Below are 15,378 nucleotides of genomic sequence, written 5' to 3' on the forward strand. Positions count from 1 at the left end.
GGCGCGGCACCACTCGTTCGCGTCAGGCCCTAGACTGCGGCCGACGGGGTGTGGCGCAGCTTGGTAGCGCACTCGCTTTGGGAGCGAGGGGCCGTGGGTTCAAATCCCGCCACCCCGACTCTGTGCCGCCCGCGACTCCAGGTACCGCCGCTCCGGCACGCTCGACGTCCGGCGCGCCGCCCGGCGGTAGGCCTCCGCAGCTCCGTCGACGTCGCCCGCCCGCTCCAGCAGGTGCGCGCGCACGGCGTCGACGCGGTGGTGGCCGTCCAGCACGGCGCCGGCCTCGGCCAGCTCCGCCAGTCCGGCCTCGGGTCCGTGCACCATCGCGACCGCGACGATCCGGTTGAGTGTGACCATCGGACCGGGGGTGAGGCTGCGCAGCAGGTCGTAGAGCGCGAGGATCTGGCGCCAGTCGGTGTCCTCGGCGCGGACTGCCTCACCGTGGACGGCCGCGATCGCGGCCTGCAGCTGGTACGGACCGATCGGCGCGACGGCGAGTGTCCCGGTGATCAGCGCGGTGCCCTCGGCGAGTGCTCCGGCGTCCCACAGGCTCCGGTCCTGCTCCTCCAACGGGACGAGCGTGCCGTCGGGGAGGGTGCGGGCAGGCCGGCGGGCGTCCGTCAGCAGCATCAGCGCGAGCAGTCCGGCGACCTCGCCGTCGTCGGGGAGGGAGCGGCGCAGCGCGCGCGTCAGGCGGATGGCCTCCGCCGTCAGCTCGACGCGGTGCAGCGCCTCGCCGGAGCTGGCCGTGTAGCCCTCGTTGAAGATCAGGTAGAGCACCTGAAGCACGGGGTCGATCCGCTCCGGAGGCGTCCGGAATTCCGCGCCCGCCGCCGCGATCCTCGCCTTGGCCCGGCTGATCCGCTGGGCGACGGTGGACTCCGGAACGAGGAACGCGCGGGCGATCGCCGCGGTGGTGAGCCCACCGACCGCCCGCAGCGTCAGCGCCACCTGCGACACCTCCGTGAGCGACGGGTGGCAGCACAGCAGCAGGAGGGTCAGCGTGTCGTCGCGGTCCGGGATGTCGTCGGGGGGCGGCGGGGTGAGCAGCGCGTCGGTCTCCTCCCGGCGGCGGCGGGCGGTGTCGCCGCGCCACATCTCCGTCCGCCTGCGGGACGCGACGGTGATCAGCCACGCCCTGGGGTCGTCGGGCATCCCGTCGCGCGGCCACTGCACCGACGCCGCGAGCAGCGCCTCCTGCACGGCGTCCTCGCACGCGTCGAACCCGCCGTGGTGGCGCGCCACCGCCGCGAGGACCTGGGGTGCGAGCTCCCGCAGGAGGCCATCGACCTTCCGGAACGGCGGAGTCATCCCTCGAACGCGCTCAGGTCCATCAGCGGCCGCACCTCGACGATCCCGAACTCGCTCTCCGGCACCTTCGCGGCGATCTGCACGGCCCGCTCCTGCGTGTCGCACTCGAGCAGGTAGAAGCCGGCCAGCTGCTCCTTGACCTCGGCGAACGGGCCGTCCGTGGTCATCGTCCGGCCGCCGGCGACCCGGACCTGGACAGTCCGCTCCGGGTAGGCGAGCGGGCTGGAGACGATCTTCTCCCCCGTCGCGTCCAGCTCCTCGTCCAGCACGCGGTAGGCGGCGAGCGCGGCGCCGCGCTGCTCGGCCGGGAGCGCGAGGAACTGCTCTCGCGAGGCCGGGTTGTCGTAGACCAGCACCAGGAACTTCACGAAACCTCCGCCGGGAATGTCGAGAACGGCCGGCCGGTTCCTACGTCCCCTCTGCCAGCACCCGACCAGGAGGACAGCATCGTGAACCGGACCGCCTTCATCAACCTTCCCGCACGCGACCTCGACCGCTCCACCGAGTTCCTGGCCGCGCTGGGCCTGACCGTCGACCCGGCCGTCGGCGACGACCGCACGCGGTGCGTCCACCTCGGCGACGGTGCCGCCGTCATGCTGCACACCGAGGCGTACTTCGCGGAGTTCACCGGCAGCGCGGTGGCCGACACGACGACGACGCGGGAGGTGGCGGTGGGGCTGTCGGCCGCGAGCCGCGATGAGGTCGACACACTGACCGGCATCGCCGTCGCGGCAGGCGGGGAGGCGGTGGGCGTGCAGGACCTCGGGTTCCTCTACATGCGCGCGTTCCGTGACCTCGACGGCCACCAGTGGTCGCTGATCCACATGGAGGGATGAGCCGATGCTCGAGCACAGCAGGGCGTTCAGCGGGTTCAGCGTGGACGACATCCCGGCGGCCAGGGCCTTCTACGAGGGCACGCTCGGACTGCGCGTCTCGGAGGCGGACGGGTTGCTGACGCTGCACCTCGCGGGCGACCGCGACACGCTCGTCTACCCGAAGCCGAACCACGTGCCGGCGACGTTCACGATCCTCAACTTCCCCGTGGCCGACGTCGACGCGGCGGTGGACGGGCTCCTCGCCCGCGGCGTCACGTTCACCGTGGACGAGTGGACCGATGACCGGGGCGTGCAGCGGACGTACGGGCCGCCGATCGCGTGGTTCACCGACCCGGCGGGCAACATCCTGTCGGTGATCCAGCGGGGCTGAGCGGGTCAGGCGACGGGTCCGCCCCGCATCGGGCGGTCCCCGGCGCTCGATGTCGCGGAACCGCGGCTCGTACCGGGCGAAGAAGGGCGCGCACGACGATCACCGCCACAGCGGGCGCCGTCGTCGACGAGGCATGCGCCGTGCAGCACCACCAGGTGCCGTTGCGGGCGAGGACCCGCGGCACCGCGGTCCCGCTGGGCTCCCGCGGGTCCTCGGCGTTCGCCGTGCGCAGCGCGCCCCGGACCGCTCACACGCCACCGCGACGGCGGTGAGCCGCGCGGGCAGACTGCGGCGGTGATCGAGATCAGAGGAGCCCGGCCCGAGGACGACGCCGCGCTGGTGGCGATCGACGACCTGACGTGGACGTCCGAGACCTCCCCCGGCCTCCCGCCCGAGCCGCCACGGGAGTTCTTCGCGCCCGAACGGCAGCCCGTGGAGGACGTGCTGGTCGCCGAGCTCGACGGCGTGGTCGCCGGCTACGCGATCGTGCGGAACACCATCGCGCTGCCGTCGCACGCGCACGTGCTCGAGCTGGGCGGGCTGGCCGTGCACCCCGACGCGGCAGGCCACGGCGTGGGCACGGCGCTGGTGGAGACGGCCGTCGCGGAGGCCGTCCGGCGAGGCGCGCGGAAGATGTCGCTGCGGGTGCTGGGCGGCAACGCGGTGGCGCGCCGGCTGTACGCGCGCTGCGGGTTCGACGTCGAGGGCGTGCTGAAGGAGGAGTTCCTGCTCGACGGCCGGTACGTCGACGACGTACTCATGGCGCGTCAGCTCGCCGCCGCGGCGGAACGCGACTGAGCCCGGGCCACCCACCGCACGGTCCAGATCCCCAGCCCGGCGAACGCGGCCACCAGCATCGCGGTGGACAGGCCCACCATCACGTCCACGGGCAGCAGGTAGATGAGCGGCACGCGCACGGCCGCCTCCAGGACGAGCACCGCGCCCCACACCGAGGACGCGAGGCGGTGCCCCCGGCGCACCGCGGGGTCGGTGCGGTACTCCTCCGCCAGCACGCCGGCCTCCCCGGGCGACCAACTCTGCCTCGCCGCGAGCGTCAGCGGCCGCTTCCCGATCGCGGCCGTGACGAGGAACGTCAGACCCACCGCGCCGGTCACGAACGACTCCTTGACCAGCAGGAACCGCGGATCGCCGCTCACGAACGCGAGGACGAACCCGAGCCCGAACACCACGAGCATCACGGTGGCGAACAGGTTCAGCGACCGTTGCCGCACCGCCACCCACACGATCCGCAGCCCCGCGAGCACCGTGGACACGAGCAGCGCCACCCAGTCCGAGGCCCCCAGCAGGTGCAGCGCCTAGTACGCCACCACCGGCAGCCCGACGTCCCACGCGAGGCCCCGGACGAGCATCCGGACGTTCATCGGGCCGCCGGCCCGTCGTCCTCGATCCAGGAGCCGTGGAAGCCCGCCGGCACGCCGCGGGGCAGCGTCACGGCCGCCACGGGCCGGCCCGTGAGGTCGGACGCGTCGAGCACGAGCAGCTGTGACGCCGACCCGTCGAGGCGGGTGGTGATGGTGAGCAGCCAGCCGTCGTCCTCGGTCGTGCCGCCTCGCGCGGGCACGAACACTGCCTCGCCCGCAGCGGTGCCGGCGGCGAGCGCGTGGGCGTCGACGGCGCCGTCGGCCTCGTCGTACTTGACGATCGCGCCGTCCGAGACGGCGTAGAGGTACCGGGACACGCGGCCGATCAGCCGGTCGTCGAGGGTCGGGAACTCGACGGGGCGGTCGTCGCGAGCGGACTCGGTGACGGTGCCGGTGGCCGGGTCGAGGACCCAGCGGTGCAGGCAGGCGACGCCGAGCGCGGCGGCCGCGGCGGCCGGGCCGGTGCCGCCGCCGATCCCGCCCCACATCGCGACGGTGTCGGCGGGCGTGTAGCGCGCGCCGTCCACGACGACGCGGCCGTGCTCGTCGGTGTGCGCCCCGCCGACGTGGAAGACGTAGCAGGGGTCGATGTCGAACCAGCGGACCTCGCCGGGGCGGTCGAGCTCCATGACGCCGAAACGCGCCGCGTAGGCGTCGTCCCAGGCATAGGGCATGCCGTGGCCCACGAGGTCCGAACCGGAACGTGATCGGGAGGTCGAGGAACACCGCGTGCCGGTCGGTGATCGCGAAGTCGTGCATCATCGACGGCCCCGCGCCCGGGATCTCGGCACTGCGGATCAGCTCCCCGGACGCCGAGAGCCGGTGGTAGGTCAGGTGCGGCGGCATCGGGCCGTAGCCGAAGAAGTGCAGCTCACCGGTCACCGGGTCACACTTGGGGTGTGCGGTCATGGCCGTGGTGAGGCGGCCGTCGAAGTCGCAGGGGCCGACGGTGGCCAGCTCGGGCGTCAGCTCGTACGGGAAGCCGTTCTCGACGAGCGCGAGCAGCCGGCCGCCGTGCTCGAGCACGTGGGTGTTGGCGACGACCGCGGTGCGGTCGATCGTGCCGTCCGCGGAGAGGAACGGGTGGCCCTCCAGCGCGCGGGTGCGGACCCAGCGGTTGCGGTACCACTCCGCGCGGCCGTCCCGCAGCCGGATGCCGTGGATCATGCCGTGCCCGGTGAACCAGTGTCCGGGGTCCTGCCCGGGCAGCGGGTTCGGGCCGTTGCGGAGGTAGCGCCCGGTGAGCTCGGGAGGCAGGACGCCATCGACGGGCAGGTCGACGGCGTCGATCTCGTCGGGGACCGGTGCCAGGTGTCCGGCCAGGTACGGAGGAGTGACGCTGGAGGTCATGAGAGGAGCGTGCACCCTCCAGAATCAACATGTCAATACCGACATGTCAGTACCTGCCGGTAAGATGATCGCGTGTCCCTCTCCCACGCACTGCTGGGCCTGCTGGCCATCGCCCCCGCGAGCGGGTACGAGCTGACCAAGGAGTTCGAGCGCGACCTCGGCCGCTACGCCTGGCAGGCCGGGCACACGAGCATCTACCCGGAGCTGAACAAGCTGGCCGGGCGCGGGCTCGTGCACGTCGCGCACGAGGGGCCGCGGGGCGCCAAGACCTACGACGTCACGCCGGAAGGCCGCGACGAGCTGCGCACCTGGTTGCTCCGGCCGCCCGGCGAGGGAGCGGTGGTGCGCAACGAGCAGGTGCTGCGCATGTTCCTGATCTCGGCGCTGACGCCCGAGGACCAGCGGCGGATGCTCACGTCGATCGCGGAGAACACGGCGCTGACGGCCGCCGAGATCCGGGCGTCGATGGAATCCGAGGACGAGCCGGAGCGCGGCGAACGCAGCGGGTTCGGCCGCCTCGCCGGGGAGTTCGGCGTCCGACAGCTCGATGCGGTGCACGAATGGGCCGAATGGGCCCTGACCGAGCTCGACATACCGGACCGGGAGCGTTCGTCGGCACAAGCCTGACCGGTCGGCCGCATTTGCTGGGCCGGACGCCGTAACTTCGCTGCGCGGTCGAACCTTCACATCCCGCCAGATCGTAAGGGGGAGGTCGGGGCCGGCTGAAAAGCAGAGGAGACCGGTCATGGGAGCGGAAGACCTGTACACCGGATGCGCCGAACAGTTGGCGGTGTCCCCCGAGCTCGTGGAACGGCTGCTGCACGACCACGTGCCGACCGCCGACGGGTGGTGCCGCGGTCACGACATCCACCTGGAGCCCCACCCGTGCTCGATCCGGCGGCTGGCCGAGATGGCGCGGAACTACGCCGCGGATCGACCCGGAGTACGTCCCCACGTCTGAGCCGGAGCGGCGGTCTCCCACCGGACCCACTCCGTCATCGCCTCGTCGCAGTCCGGGCAGGGCATCTCGAAGCCGGTGAGATCGGCGCCCACCAGCTCCGCATCGACCCCGCAGCCGGTGCAGTTCCACCACCCGGTCGTGCTCGTCGTCCGCATGTCCCCACGGTAAATCACGCCCCTGTCATTTTCGCGCCGAACGCGGTCTCGGCGGTCGAGAAAACACGCTCAGCCCAGGTCGCCGGGGGTGGTGTCTCGCTGATCCGATGGACAGTGCACCCCAACCGGGGCCCGGCACCGCCGACCCGGCGAACAGCCCTGCCCGCCGCCTCGTGGAGGCCCAGCTCGCCGATCCCGACGCCACCGAGGCGCCGTTCTCCTCCCGCGCCGCACGGCTGCAGACCACGGTCGTCCCCGACGCGGGGCACGACCTGAACCTCCAGTCCGACGCGGACGACTTCTTCGACCGCTCGCTGTGCTGGTTCACCGAGCTCGTCCCGCCGGCTGACCGCTGACGACCCCCTCAGGCCTTGATCGCGGCTCCGCCTGCGGCGCCGGCCACGTCCACGAGGTCTGCTGCTCAGCGATCTGCGATCAGGAGCGGCAGGGCAGTCCGATAGCTACCTTCCAGGGCCTTCGCGAGGCGCTCCTCCGCCTCCTCGCTGATGCGGGCTCCCAGGACGTCGACATCCACCCCGAGACGCTCCCTGATGAAGGGGCGGATGGTCGCCGCCGTCGTCATCGGCCGGTACCTGCAACCGGCGCACATCCCGAGCATGCGCAACCGGAGACGTCCCGTCTCGCTGAACCCGGAGTGTTCGACCGCTCCGCCGTGGGAGCGCAGCGCCAGGTTGAGCTCGGCGACCGCGGCGTCGACGTCCACCTCGGCCGGCACCCCCGCGGCGCTCACCCCAGATCCGATGCCGGAGCCTGCGGCGCAGGCAGCTCGACCTTCATCAGACGCGCGAAGTTGCCGCCCAGGATCTTGATCTTGTCCTCGCGGGTGATCTGCGGGTAGCCGTAGTCGTTGCGAAGCGCATCGCGGATCTCGAACTGATGGATGAACGCCTCGAGGTAGGGACGAGGGTTGCCCTGCGCAGCCGCCTCGGAGCCCCACAGCAGCTTGTCGACGCCGACCTCGAACAGCAGACGGCCGACCCACTCCTCGACCAGCCTCGGCATGATGAAGTACGGGTTCAGGTTGCCCGACAACGCGACGTAGACGTTCGGGAACCGGCCGGCGATGCTGACCGTCTCCTCGAAGAACGGGACGCCTGCGTGATGGATGACGAAGTTCATCTCGGGGAAGTCGCGCGCCGCCGCCTGCAGGTCGAGCGGCGACAGGTCCTCGAGGTTCTGCATCCCGAACGGCGATCCCTTGTGGAACTGGACGACGTCGATGCCGTTTTCCAGCATCTTCGCGTACAGCGGGTAGGCGAGTTCCTTGTCGTCGCAGCGCCAGCTGCCCTCGATGTGGCCGTTGTACAGCTTGAAGGAGCGGGCGCCCATGTCTTTGACCTGCACGTCGATCTGCTTGAGCGCGACGTCCAAGCCTTGTCCGACCGGGTCGACGCCCCCGCAGAACAGCACCTCGCCGGGGAACTTCTGCGCCATCTCGTACTGGGCCTTGACGGGGGCGAACCAGTCCTCGTACCAGTCGTAGATCGGCACGGTCTGCGCCATCGCCAGGTCGGTGCCACCTCGCGTGAAGACCATGTCGTACACGTCCTCGGGCGACCAGCGGGTGATGACGGGATAGTCCGCGTTGACCGGGAGCACCCGCGCCAGCGTCTGCAGCGCGGCCATGTGGTCCCGGGCGTGCCGGGCGGTCGGCTGCGAGTTCACGTTCTCGTCGGTCATGTCGTAGACGTGGATGACGCAGTCGAAGATCGGGATGCCGTCGATCATTCTCGGTTCCTCCTCAGGGTTCGGTGTGGCGCACGACGGCACCGGTGGTGCGGCCGGCTCGCCCGGGAGCGGCCTGCGCGGCGTGCCGTCCGGCGCGGCGGCCGGAGTAGACGGCGTCGGCCAGGGAGAGGCCGGAGACGTAGCTCGTGCTGCAGAGGCCCACCGCGGAGCGGCCGGCCGCGTACACGCCCGGGACGACCGAGCCGTCGGAGCGCCGCAGGGCCCCGGTCCGCTCCTCGACGACCAGCCCGCCGAGGGTCATGAACGGGAACGGGACCACGGCGGGCGTGCCGGCCGAGCAGTCGATGGCCCGGAGCGGTCCGGCGCCGAGCAGCGGGGTGCGCAGCTCGTCGTGCTTGCCGTGCGGGTCGGGCTCGCCCTTCTCGATGGCGAGGTCATAGCCGGTCAGGGTGTCGTGCAGCGCGGCGGCGTCGACGCCGATCGCGGCCGCCAGCTCGGCGGGGTCAGCGGCGGTGACGTGCCCGAGCGGGCTGAACCAGTAGAGCAGCTGGGGCAGGTTGAAGAACGCGGCCTGCTCGCGCACCTGGGCGCGCGCCGCGTGCCAGGCGTCGTCGCCGACCACGAGGAAGCCGTGGGCTCCGTGGTCCCGGATCAGGGAGTCCGAGAGGGTGGCCCCGTAGAGCTGCTCGTTGCCGACGCGCGTGCCGTCGCCGCCGACGAGCACTCCCCGGGCGAACCCGGACGGCGGGCTGATGAACCGCCAGCCGGAGGCGCCGGACATGTGGTCGAGCGCGCCGCCGACGGCGGTCCCGAGCCGGATCGCGCTCCCGTCGTCGCCGATGGTGCCCAGCGGGCCCAGACCGAGGAACTGCGGCGCGTGCTGGCGCAGGAAGGCGTCGTCGTGGGCGTAGCCACCGCCGCTGAGCACCACCCCGCCGGCCCGCACCCGCCAGGTGCGCGTGCGGGGGCTGCTCAGTGCCGCCAGCCTGTGCAGCAACCGCCCGACCGGCGGGTACCAGTTGGTCATCTTGTGCGCGGCGCCGGTGAGCGCCGCGTGCCCTCGGCGGACCGATGCCCCCGCTGCGGGCGCGGTGAACTCCACACCGACCACCGCGCCGTCCTCGACCAGCAGCCGGCGCGCCGTGGCGAGCGGCCGGATCTCGACGCCGGCGCGCACCGCCGACTCGTGCAGTGCCGTGAAGAACGCCTTCCCCGAGAAGTTCCGCGCCCGCACCCGGTGGCCGCGCGGCGCGGGGACGGCGACGTCGGAGCGGACCTGCTCGTTGCCGGAGAAGTACAGGTAGTGCCGGTTGGTCGGGTAGGAGGTCTTGTACGGGCAGAGGCTGCCGTCGAACTCCGCGCCGTGGCGCTCCAACCAGTCGATCATCTCCCGGCTGCCGTACGCGAAGTCGCGCAGGGTCTCCTCCGAGACCACGCCCGCGACCTCCGCCCGCAGGTACGCGAGCATGTTCTCCGGCGTGTCCTCGACACCGGCCTCCTTCTGCTGCGCCGTGCCGCCGCCGGCGTAGACGACACCACCGCTCAGGACGGTCGCGCCGCCACCGTAGAAGCGGTCCAGCACCAGGACCGACCGGCCGGCTTCGGCGGCCTCGATGGCCGCGCAGGCGCCCGCACCGCCGAAGCCGATGACCACGACGTCGTAGAACTGCTCGTCCGTCACGCTCATGTGAGGTCCGCCGTCCCGTGCTTGACCCCGGGCTTGCGGAGCACCACGTTCCCGGTCACGCGCAGCTGACAGGCCAGCCGCACGTCGCGGACGTCGCGGCGCCCGCGGCCGTGACGGGAACCCAGTTGGCCGAGCGCGGTCAGCTCGAGCTCGGTCGGCGGTTGGACGTTGCCGCGACCGTCCACGAGCTCGGCCGCACAGGCCGTGCACCGGGCCTGGCCGAAGCAGACCGTCGGCCAGCGCAGGCCGGCACGCAGGGCCGCGGCGAAGACGTTCTCGCCGTGGGCCACCGGGAACGCGACACCGGAAGGCTCCACCGAAACGGTCGGGATCGGGGCCGCCATCTCAGAACCGCCCGAGGTAGCGGTCGATCTCCTGGTGGTTGTTGATGATCATCGGCTCGTACCGCTCGGAGAGCAGGAGCGTGTCCATGCCGTCGGTGCGCAGCCCCTTCTGCTGGCCGGCGATGTTGGAGAAGTCCTCCTTCAGGATCTGCGGCCACTCCCCCATCGGGATCGGCCCCTCCCGGGTCGGGCGGCCCGGCTCGTCGTCGGCCGACGGGATCTGCAGGGCCCAGACGTCGAAGATGCACGACTCGGGGTCGTCCCCGTTGGGCCGCGACCGGTACATCAGGGCGTTGCCGTACTGGCTCAGCACGGTGATGTTGGGGAAGGCGTGCCCGAACCCCACCGTGTCGGTGCTGGGGGGCGGCAGCGGGATACCCGCTCCCTCGGCGTAGTTGTAGAGCTCCTGGAAGAACGCGCCGATGAACTGGTCGTCCGGGATCTTGCGCTCCTGCAGCCCGGTCTGGACGAACATCTCGCGCTCGGTGGGGTACGCACCCGTCCCGTGGTGCATCGCCCAGTTGTAGCGGGTGAAGTGCTCGGCCTGGGTCATCCCGGGAGGCAGGGGCAGGGTCGCGTGCACCATGTGCGCGTTGCCCCCGGGCAGGATCTCGTAGCCCTCGGCGTCCTCGTTGTCGAAGTCGTCGTCCCCGGCGCCCATCGCCAGCGACGGGTGCGCCTGCTGCACGTGGTAGGCCTCCATGAAGGCCTCCTGCGCGATCTTCCAGTTGGCCGGCAGGACGGCGTAGCGCCACCAGCGCACGCGCATCCGATCGAGCCCGATCGGGGCGAGCGCGTTCTCGAAGTGTCCGACGGTGTCCGCGAACTCCGGCCCGTTCGGGTCGAGGTTGACGAAAACGAGACCCATCGAGACGACGGAGCGGCACTCGCGCAGCCGCAGGAAGTCCGGGTCCAGGCACTCCTTGCGGAAGCCCTTCGCGGCGTAGACGTGGGTGCACTCCCCGTCCAGGTTCCACCGCCACCCGTGGTAGGGGCAGACGATCTGGCCGCCGAGGAACTCACCCGTCCCGGCGCCGAGGGCGGTTGCGCGGTGCCGGCAGGCGTTGAAGTAGGCCTTGACCGACCCGTCGTCCTGCCGGACGACCAGGATCGACTGTCCGGTGATCTCGTACTCGGTGAAGTCACCCGCGCGCGGGATCTCCTCGGCGCGGCAGGCCACCTGCCAGCAGTGCCGCCAGAGCTTCTCGCGCTCCCACGCGGCGAACTCCGGCGAGTAGTAGCGCTCGGGCGCCACGCGGAACGGTTCCTCCACGCGGTGAGGCGTGTGGGTCCTGGCCGCGGCGGTGGCGGTCGTGGTGGGGGATCCGTCCGATTCGAGCTGGGTGGTCACGTGCCCTCCTGGCGGTTCGGCGCTGATACCGTGAGGCAGCTAATTAATCTGTCGTCAGATCGATTTATAGGATGGATCACCTTTGACGCTTCTGTCAAGCCGGCTGTCGTCGGGGTGCGGGCGCTGCGGAGCCGCCTGGGACACTGGGGGCAGACGACCAGCTCGAGGAGGGGTGGATGGCGGCACCGCGAGCACGACCCGGCCGTCCGGCGGGATCCGACGGAGAGCAGACGCGCAGAAGGATCATGCTCGCGGCCATGGGCCACGTCGCCGAACACGGCTACTCCCGCGCCACACTGAAGGAGATCGCCGCGGAGGCCGGCCTCACGACGGCCACCATCTACCACTACTTCCCCACGAAGCTCGAGCTCGTCGCGACGACGTTCACCGAACTGGTCGCGCCCGTGCTACCGCAGCTCACCGCAGCCACGGCGAACGCCGAGACGCTCCCCGAGACGATGACGATGCTGCTCGAGTACGCGATCGAACCGGTACGGGAACTGCCCCACCTGACCGCTTTCCACGCGGCCGTCGGCGCGGAACGGACCCGCGAACCGGTCCTCGGCAAGCTCTTCGACGACACCCTCGAGTCGATGCGCACGCTCGTGGAGAACCTCGTCGACGCGGCGAAGCAGCACGGCTCGCTGCGCGACGACGTCGACCACCGCGCGGTGGTGGACATGCTCTTCGCCCTGCTGCGCGGGCTCATCGAACTCTCGGCATCCGTCCCGGCCGATCGCCACCGCGCGGCCCTGCTCTGCACCGAGGCGATGATCCGCGGGGAGCTCTTCGCCCCACGGACGGCCACATCGGGGACCTGACCAGGGCCGAGCGGCGGTGAGGTGGTCCCCTAAACACGTCGGAGGCTCCCGGCCGGGTCAGCTGATCAGCCGGCCCCCGGGGAGGCAGCGAGGCAGCCCGGCTGTGGGGCAGCCGGGGAGGCGCCGCCCCGCGTTCCGTACTTCCGTACGGGCGCGCGCGCGTGGCATCATCGGGGACACGACGCAGACGACCTCCGCACGGGAAGAAGCCGGCAATGAGGGTTGTCGTGAATCTGACGCGTTGTCAGGGGTATGCGCAGTGCGCCTTTCTCGCTCCTGACGTGTTCCGGATGCGTGGCAACGAGGCGCTGATGTACGACCCGCAGCCGGACGACGCGCAGCGTGCCCAGGTGCTGCGGGCCGCCGCGGCGTGCCCGGTACAGGCCATCGGGGTCGATCGGATCGAGGACGGCGACGGGGGCGCACCGAGGGCTGGGATCGGGGCGTCCGCTCTGGTACCTCGGCGGGTGCCGGCGGCGAGGGCGGCCGGCAGCGCGCCGTCGAGCGGGCGCGAGGCCTTGCTCGAAGCTTTCCGGCGGAGCGGTCGGATCCTGATCGTCGGAGCCTCGCTGGCCGGCCTCTCCGCCGCCGAGACCCTGCGCCGGGAGGGGTTCACCGGCTCGCTGACCCTCGTCGGGGACGAGCCGTACCGGCCGTACGACCGGCCGCCCTTGTCCAAGCAGGTCCTCGACGGGTGGGTGCCCGCTGAGGACACCGGGCTGCCCCTGGACGACGACGTCGATGCGCACTGGCTGCTCGGCGTCCCGGCCAGCGGGCTGGACCTCCTCGGCAAGCAGGTGCGCCTGGACGACGGCCGCATGGTCGAGTACGACCGGCTGCTGATCGCCACGGGCACCCGCGCCCGGCCCTGGCCCAGCTCCACCGAGGCCGCTTTCGACGGCGTGTTCGTGCTGCGCACCCGCGACGATGCCGCCGGGCTGCGCCGGCGGCTGGACGACCGGCCCCGCCGGGTGCTGGTCGTCGGCGGTGGGTTCACCGGTTCCGAGGTCGCGTCGGTGTGCCGGGAGCGGGATCTGGCGGTCACTCTCACCGAGCGCGGGCCGGCGCCGCTGGTGGGGGCGCTGGGCGGGGCGGTCGGCGCGGTCGCCGCGGACCTGCAGCGCGAGCACGGCGTCGATCTGCGCTGCGGGGTCACCGTCACCGCCCTGGAGGGCGACGGGAACGGCCGGCTGCGTCGGGCGCTGCTGTCCGACGGCAGCACCCTCGACGTCGAGGTGGCCGTGGTGGCGCTGGGGGCGGTCCGCAACACCGAATGGCTGCGCGGCTCGGGGCTGGCGGCCGGCGCGCGGGGCGTGGCCTGCGACGCGGGCTGCCGGGCGTTCGACGTCAACGGGGTGGTCGGCGACGACGTCTTCGTCGCCGGGGACGTGGCGCGCTTCCCGCACCCGCTGTACGACTACCAGCTGCTGGCGTTGGAGCACTGGGGCAACGCGGTCACGCAGGCCCGGATCGCCGCTCACAACATGATCAGCACCCCGGCCGAGCGGTGGCCGCACCTGGCCACTCCGGTGTTCTGGTCGGCGCAGTTCGGCACCAACATCAAGTCGGTGGGCGTGCCCACCTTCGCCGACCAGGTCGTCATCGCCCAGGGGTCGGTGGCCGAGCGCTGCTTCGTGGCCGCCTACGGCTACCAGGGCCGCATCACCGCCGCGGTCGGGTTCAACCAGGCGAAGTGGCTGGAGTTCTACGAGAAGCTGATCGAGTCGGCCGCGCCGTTCCCGCCCGAGCTGGACGAAGGCGACCGACAGCCGGTGCCGGCCCAGCTGCCCGACCCCACGGTCCGCGACCGCCACGCCACCGTCATGGTGACCGGCCACGACCCGAGCGAACGGCGTGCGCAGCTCATCGAGCGCCGCTGACGCCGTGCGTCGATGCGCCGGGGGCGCCACGACAGGCATTCCACAGGAGGCAGCGCCATGGCAGAGGCCAGCATCTTCCAGCAGATCCTCGATCCGGCCAACCGCGCCGACCCCTACCCCCTCTTCACCGAGCTCCGCCGGACCCCGGTGACGCGGGAGGCCGACGGCACCTACGTGGTCAGCGCCTACGAGGAGGTCGTCGCGCTGCTGCACGACCCCCGGATCAGCTCCGACCAGCGCCGTTGCCCCGGGCTGCGCGGCGACGCATCCGAGGAGGAGGTCCCCGGGGTGCCGCCGCCCTTCATCCGCCGGGACCCCCCCGAGCACGATCGGCTCCGCGAGCTCGCCACCCGGCCGTTCGGTCCCCCGTGCACCCCGGACCGCATCGAGGGCCTGCGCCCCTGGCTGACCGAGCTGGCCGACCGCCTGATCGACGCTCTCGCCGGACGGAGCCGCGTCGACCTCGTCGACGACTTCGCCTACCCGATGCCGGTGACGGCGATCTGCCACCTGCTCGGTGTCCCGCGCGAGGACGAGCCGCGGTTCCACCGCTGGGCCGACGAGCTCATCACGAGCATCGACCCGACCACGGGGACGCTCGAGGAGCGCCGGCGCAGGGGAGACCAGGTCCGGGCCGCGCTCGCCGAGTACTTCGCCGGGCTGGTCGACGCCCGGACCCGGCAGCCGGGCGACGACCTGCTCTCCGGGCTGCTCACCGACGCCGGCCCGCACGGGCCGATGTCCCGCGCCGACCTGCTGAGCACCGCCGGCCTGCTGCTGGTCGCCGGCCACGAGACCACGGTCAACCTCATCGCCAACGGCATGCTGACCCTGCTGCGCCACCCCGACGTGCTCGACCGGCTCCGCCACGACCCCGACCTGGTCGTGCCGCTGGTCGAGGAGCTGCTGCGCTACGAACCGCCGGTGCAATTCCTGCCCAACCGATGTGTGCGGGCCGACGTCGCCATCGCCGGAACCACGATCCCCCAGGGCTCGCAGGTGGTGCTGGTGCTCGCCGCCGGCAGCCGCGACCCAGACCGCTTCCCGGACCCGGACCGCTTCGACCCCGCCCGCCCCGACAACGAGCATCTCGGCTTCGGCAGCGGCATCCACTACTGCTTCGGCGCCCCGCTGGCGCGGGTCGAGGCACAGGTGGCGCTGCCCGCGCTGGCCCGCCGGCTGGGGAACCCCCGGCTCGTCGAGGACCCCCCGCCCTACCG

18 protein-coding genes, 1 tRNA gene and 1 pseudogene are annotated in these 15,378 nt (G+C 72.1%); 10 read left to right on the forward strand and 10 right to left on the reverse strand.

Translation table 11 applies throughout. The features are described from left to right. The first annotated feature begins 44 nt into the window (after positions 1–44). Positions 45–118: transfer RNA gene (locus JWR81_RS27085), tRNA-Pro, on the forward strand. Here JWR81_RS27085 and JWR81_RS27090 read toward each other — a convergent pair. Further along, positions 100–1,311: a DUF6596 domain-containing protein gene (locus tag JWR81_RS27090; protein WP_297659026.1), complete on the reverse strand. Its 1,212-nt coding sequence runs from the start codon at positions 1,309–1,311 to the stop codon at positions 100–102. The genes JWR81_RS27085 and JWR81_RS27090 overlap by 19 nt on opposite strands. Then, positions 1,308–1,679, reverse strand: coding sequence for a YciI family protein (locus JWR81_RS27095; protein WP_297659028.1), 372 nt, complete (start codon positions 1,677–1,679; stop codon positions 1,308–1,310). The genes JWR81_RS27090 and JWR81_RS27095 overlap by 4 nt, the downstream gene beginning before the upstream one ends. An 81-nt stretch (positions 1,680–1,760) precedes the next feature. Between JWR81_RS27095 and JWR81_RS27100 the strand changes: the two genes are divergently transcribed. The 3 genes from JWR81_RS27100 to JWR81_RS27110 all read left to right on the forward strand — a co-directional run bounded on the left by JWR81_RS27100 (position 1,761) and on the right by JWR81_RS27110 (position 3,315). Continuing rightward, positions 1,761–2,147, forward strand: coding sequence for a glyoxalase/bleomycin resistance/extradiol dioxygenase family protein (locus tag JWR81_RS27100; protein WP_297659030.1), 387 nt, complete (start codon positions 1,761–1,763; stop codon positions 2,145–2,147). 4 nt (positions 2,148–2,151) lie between these two features. Continuing rightward, positions 2,152–2,517 (forward strand): VOC family protein, encoded by a 366-nt coding sequence (locus JWR81_RS27105; protein ID WP_297659032.1) that lies wholly within the window; start codon positions 2,152–2,154, stop codon positions 2,515–2,517. Between the two features lie 294 nt (positions 2,518–2,811). Continuing rightward, positions 2,812–3,315 carry a GNAT family N-acetyltransferase gene (locus tag JWR81_RS27110; RefSeq protein ID WP_297659033.1) on the forward strand — a complete coding sequence of 168 codons (504 nt, stop codon included), beginning with the start codon at positions 2,812–2,814 and terminating at the stop codon, positions 3,313–3,315. Here the strand turns inward: JWR81_RS27110 and JWR81_RS27115 are convergent. The 3 genes and pseudogenes from JWR81_RS27115 to JWR81_RS27125 all read right to left on the reverse strand — a co-directional run. Beyond that, the gene (locus JWR81_RS27115; RefSeq protein ID WP_367278865.1) at positions 3,285–3,830 is read right to left on the reverse strand and encodes a VC0807 family protein; all 546 of its coding nucleotides are present in this window, start codon (positions 3,828–3,830) and stop codon (positions 3,285–3,287) included. The genes JWR81_RS27110 and JWR81_RS27115 overlap by 31 nt on opposite strands. Positions 3,831–3,895: 65 nt before the next feature. Next, complete coding sequence (locus tag JWR81_RS27120; RefSeq protein ID WP_297659039.1) at positions 3,896–4,573, reverse strand: carotenoid oxygenase family protein; 678 nt, start codon at positions 4,571–4,573, stop codon at positions 3,896–3,898. 79 nt (positions 4,574–4,652) lie between these two features. Next, positions 4,653–5,249 (reverse strand): annotated as a pseudogene (locus JWR81_RS27125) (carotenoid oxygenase family protein); the annotation flags it as partial. Positions 5,250–5,321: 72 nt separating this feature from the next. On the opposite strand from JWR81_RS27125, the gene JWR81_RS27130 reads away from it, so the two are divergent. The 3 genes from JWR81_RS27130 (at position 5,322) to JWR81_RS27140 (ending at position 6,721) form a co-directional block, all read left to right on the forward strand. After that, on the forward strand, positions 5,322–5,876 hold the full coding sequence (locus JWR81_RS27130) for a PadR family transcriptional regulator (RefSeq protein WP_297659041.1): 555 nt from the start codon (positions 5,322–5,324) through the stop codon (positions 5,874–5,876). A 118-nt stretch (positions 5,877–5,994) separates the two neighbouring features. After that, positions 5,995–6,210: a hypothetical protein gene (locus tag JWR81_RS27135; protein WP_297659043.1), complete on the forward strand. Its 216-nt coding sequence runs from the start codon at positions 5,995–5,997 to the stop codon at positions 6,208–6,210. Positions 6,211–6,472: 262 nt separating this feature from the next. Next, positions 6,473–6,721, forward strand: a complete 249-nt coding sequence (locus JWR81_RS27140) for a hypothetical protein (protein WP_297659045.1) — start codon at positions 6,473–6,475, stop codon at positions 6,719–6,721. A gap of 65 nt (positions 6,722–6,786) precedes the next feature. Here the strand turns inward: JWR81_RS27140 and JWR81_RS27145 are convergent, their stop codons facing one another. The 5 genes from JWR81_RS27145 to JWR81_RS27165 are packed head-to-tail and all read right to left on the reverse strand — an operon-like array spanning position 6,787 to position 11,457. Continuing rightward, the gene (locus JWR81_RS27145; protein ID WP_297659047.1) at positions 6,787–7,089 is read right to left on the reverse strand and encodes a NifU family protein; all 303 of its coding nucleotides are present in this window, start codon (positions 7,087–7,089) and stop codon (positions 6,787–6,789) included. Between the two features lie 23 nt (positions 7,090–7,112). Continuing rightward, the gene (locus JWR81_RS27150; protein ID WP_297659049.1) at positions 7,113–8,114 is read right to left on the reverse strand and encodes an amidohydrolase family protein; all 1,002 of its coding nucleotides are present in this window, start codon (positions 8,112–8,114) and stop codon (positions 7,113–7,115) included. Between the two features lie 13 nt (positions 8,115–8,127). Beyond that, complete coding sequence (locus tag JWR81_RS27155; RefSeq protein ID WP_297659051.1) at positions 8,128–9,762, reverse strand: FAD-binding protein; 1,635 nt, start codon at positions 9,760–9,762, stop codon at positions 8,128–8,130. Further along, complete coding sequence (locus JWR81_RS27160) at positions 9,759–10,106, reverse strand: 2Fe-2S iron-sulfur cluster-binding protein (RefSeq protein WP_297659052.1); 348 nt, start codon at positions 10,104–10,106, stop codon at positions 9,759–9,761. Before JWR81_RS27160 ends, JWR81_RS27155 begins: the two co-directional genes overlap by 4 nt. A gap of 1 nt (position 10,107) precedes the next feature. Next, the gene (locus JWR81_RS27165) at positions 10,108–11,457 is read right to left on the reverse strand and encodes an aromatic ring-hydroxylating dioxygenase subunit alpha (RefSeq protein ID WP_297659054.1); all 1,350 of its coding nucleotides are present in this window, start codon (positions 11,455–11,457) and stop codon (positions 10,108–10,110) included. 176 nt (positions 11,458–11,633) lie between these two features. On the opposite strand from JWR81_RS27165, the gene JWR81_RS27170 reads away from it, so the two are divergent. The 3 genes from JWR81_RS27170 to JWR81_RS27180 all read left to right on the forward strand — a co-directional run. Beyond that, a complete protein-coding gene (locus JWR81_RS27170; RefSeq protein WP_297659056.1) occupies positions 11,634–12,278 on the forward strand; it encodes a TetR/AcrR family transcriptional regulator in 645 nt (214 codons plus the stop codon). Positions 12,279–12,493: 215 nt separating this feature from the next. Beyond that, a complete protein-coding gene (locus tag JWR81_RS27175) occupies positions 12,494–14,158 on the forward strand; it encodes an FAD-dependent oxidoreductase (protein WP_297659058.1) in 1,665 nt (554 codons plus the stop codon). A gap of 57 nt (positions 14,159–14,215) precedes the next feature. Then, a partial coding sequence (locus JWR81_RS27180) for a cytochrome P450 (RefSeq protein ID WP_297659060.1) occupies positions 14,216–15,378 on the forward strand: 1,163 nt, incomplete at its 3' end.

Source organism: Pseudonocardia sp., assembly GCF_025965585.1.
GTDB lineage: Bacteria > Actinomycetota > Actinomycetes > Mycobacteriales > Pseudonocardiaceae > Pseudonocardia.

Bases quoted from the DNA above. Each gene is read 5' to 3' on its own strand.
- JWR81_RS27090 (WP_297659026.1), bottom strand. From the start codon at position 1,311: ATGACTCCGCCGTTCCGGAAGGTCGATGGCCTCCTGCGGGAGCTCGCA.
- JWR81_RS27105 (WP_297659032.1), top strand. From the start codon at position 2,152: ATGCTCGAGCACAGCAGGGCGTTCAGCGGGTTCAGCGTGGACGACATC.
- JWR81_RS27120 (WP_297659039.1), bottom strand. From the start codon at position 4,573: ATGCCCTATGCCTGGGACGACGCCTACGCGGCGCGTTTCGGCGTCATG.
- JWR81_RS27135 (WP_297659043.1), top strand. From the start codon at position 5,995: ATGGGAGCGGAAGACCTGTACACCGGATGCGCCGAACAGTTGGCGGTG.
- JWR81_RS27140 (WP_297659045.1), top strand. From the start codon at position 6,473: ATGGACAGTGCACCCCAACCGGGGCCCGGCACCGCCGACCCGGCGAAC.
- JWR81_RS27150 (WP_297659049.1), bottom strand. From the start codon at position 8,114: ATGATCGACGGCATCCCGATCTTCGACTGCGTCATCCACGTCTACGAC.
- JWR81_RS27155 (WP_297659051.1), bottom strand. From the start codon at position 9,762: ATGAGCGTGACGGACGAGCAGTTCTACGACGTCGTGGTCATCGGCTTC.
- JWR81_RS27160 (WP_297659052.1), bottom strand. From the start codon at position 10,106: ATGGCGGCCCCGATCCCGACCGTTTCGGTGGAGCCTTCCGGTGTCGCG.
- JWR81_RS27170 (WP_297659056.1), top strand. From the start codon at position 11,634: ATGGCGGCACCGCGAGCACGACCCGGCCGTCCGGCGGGATCCGACGGA.
- JWR81_RS27175 (WP_297659058.1), top strand. From the start codon at position 12,494: ATGAGGGTTGTCGTGAATCTGACGCGTTGTCAGGGGTATGCGCAGTGC.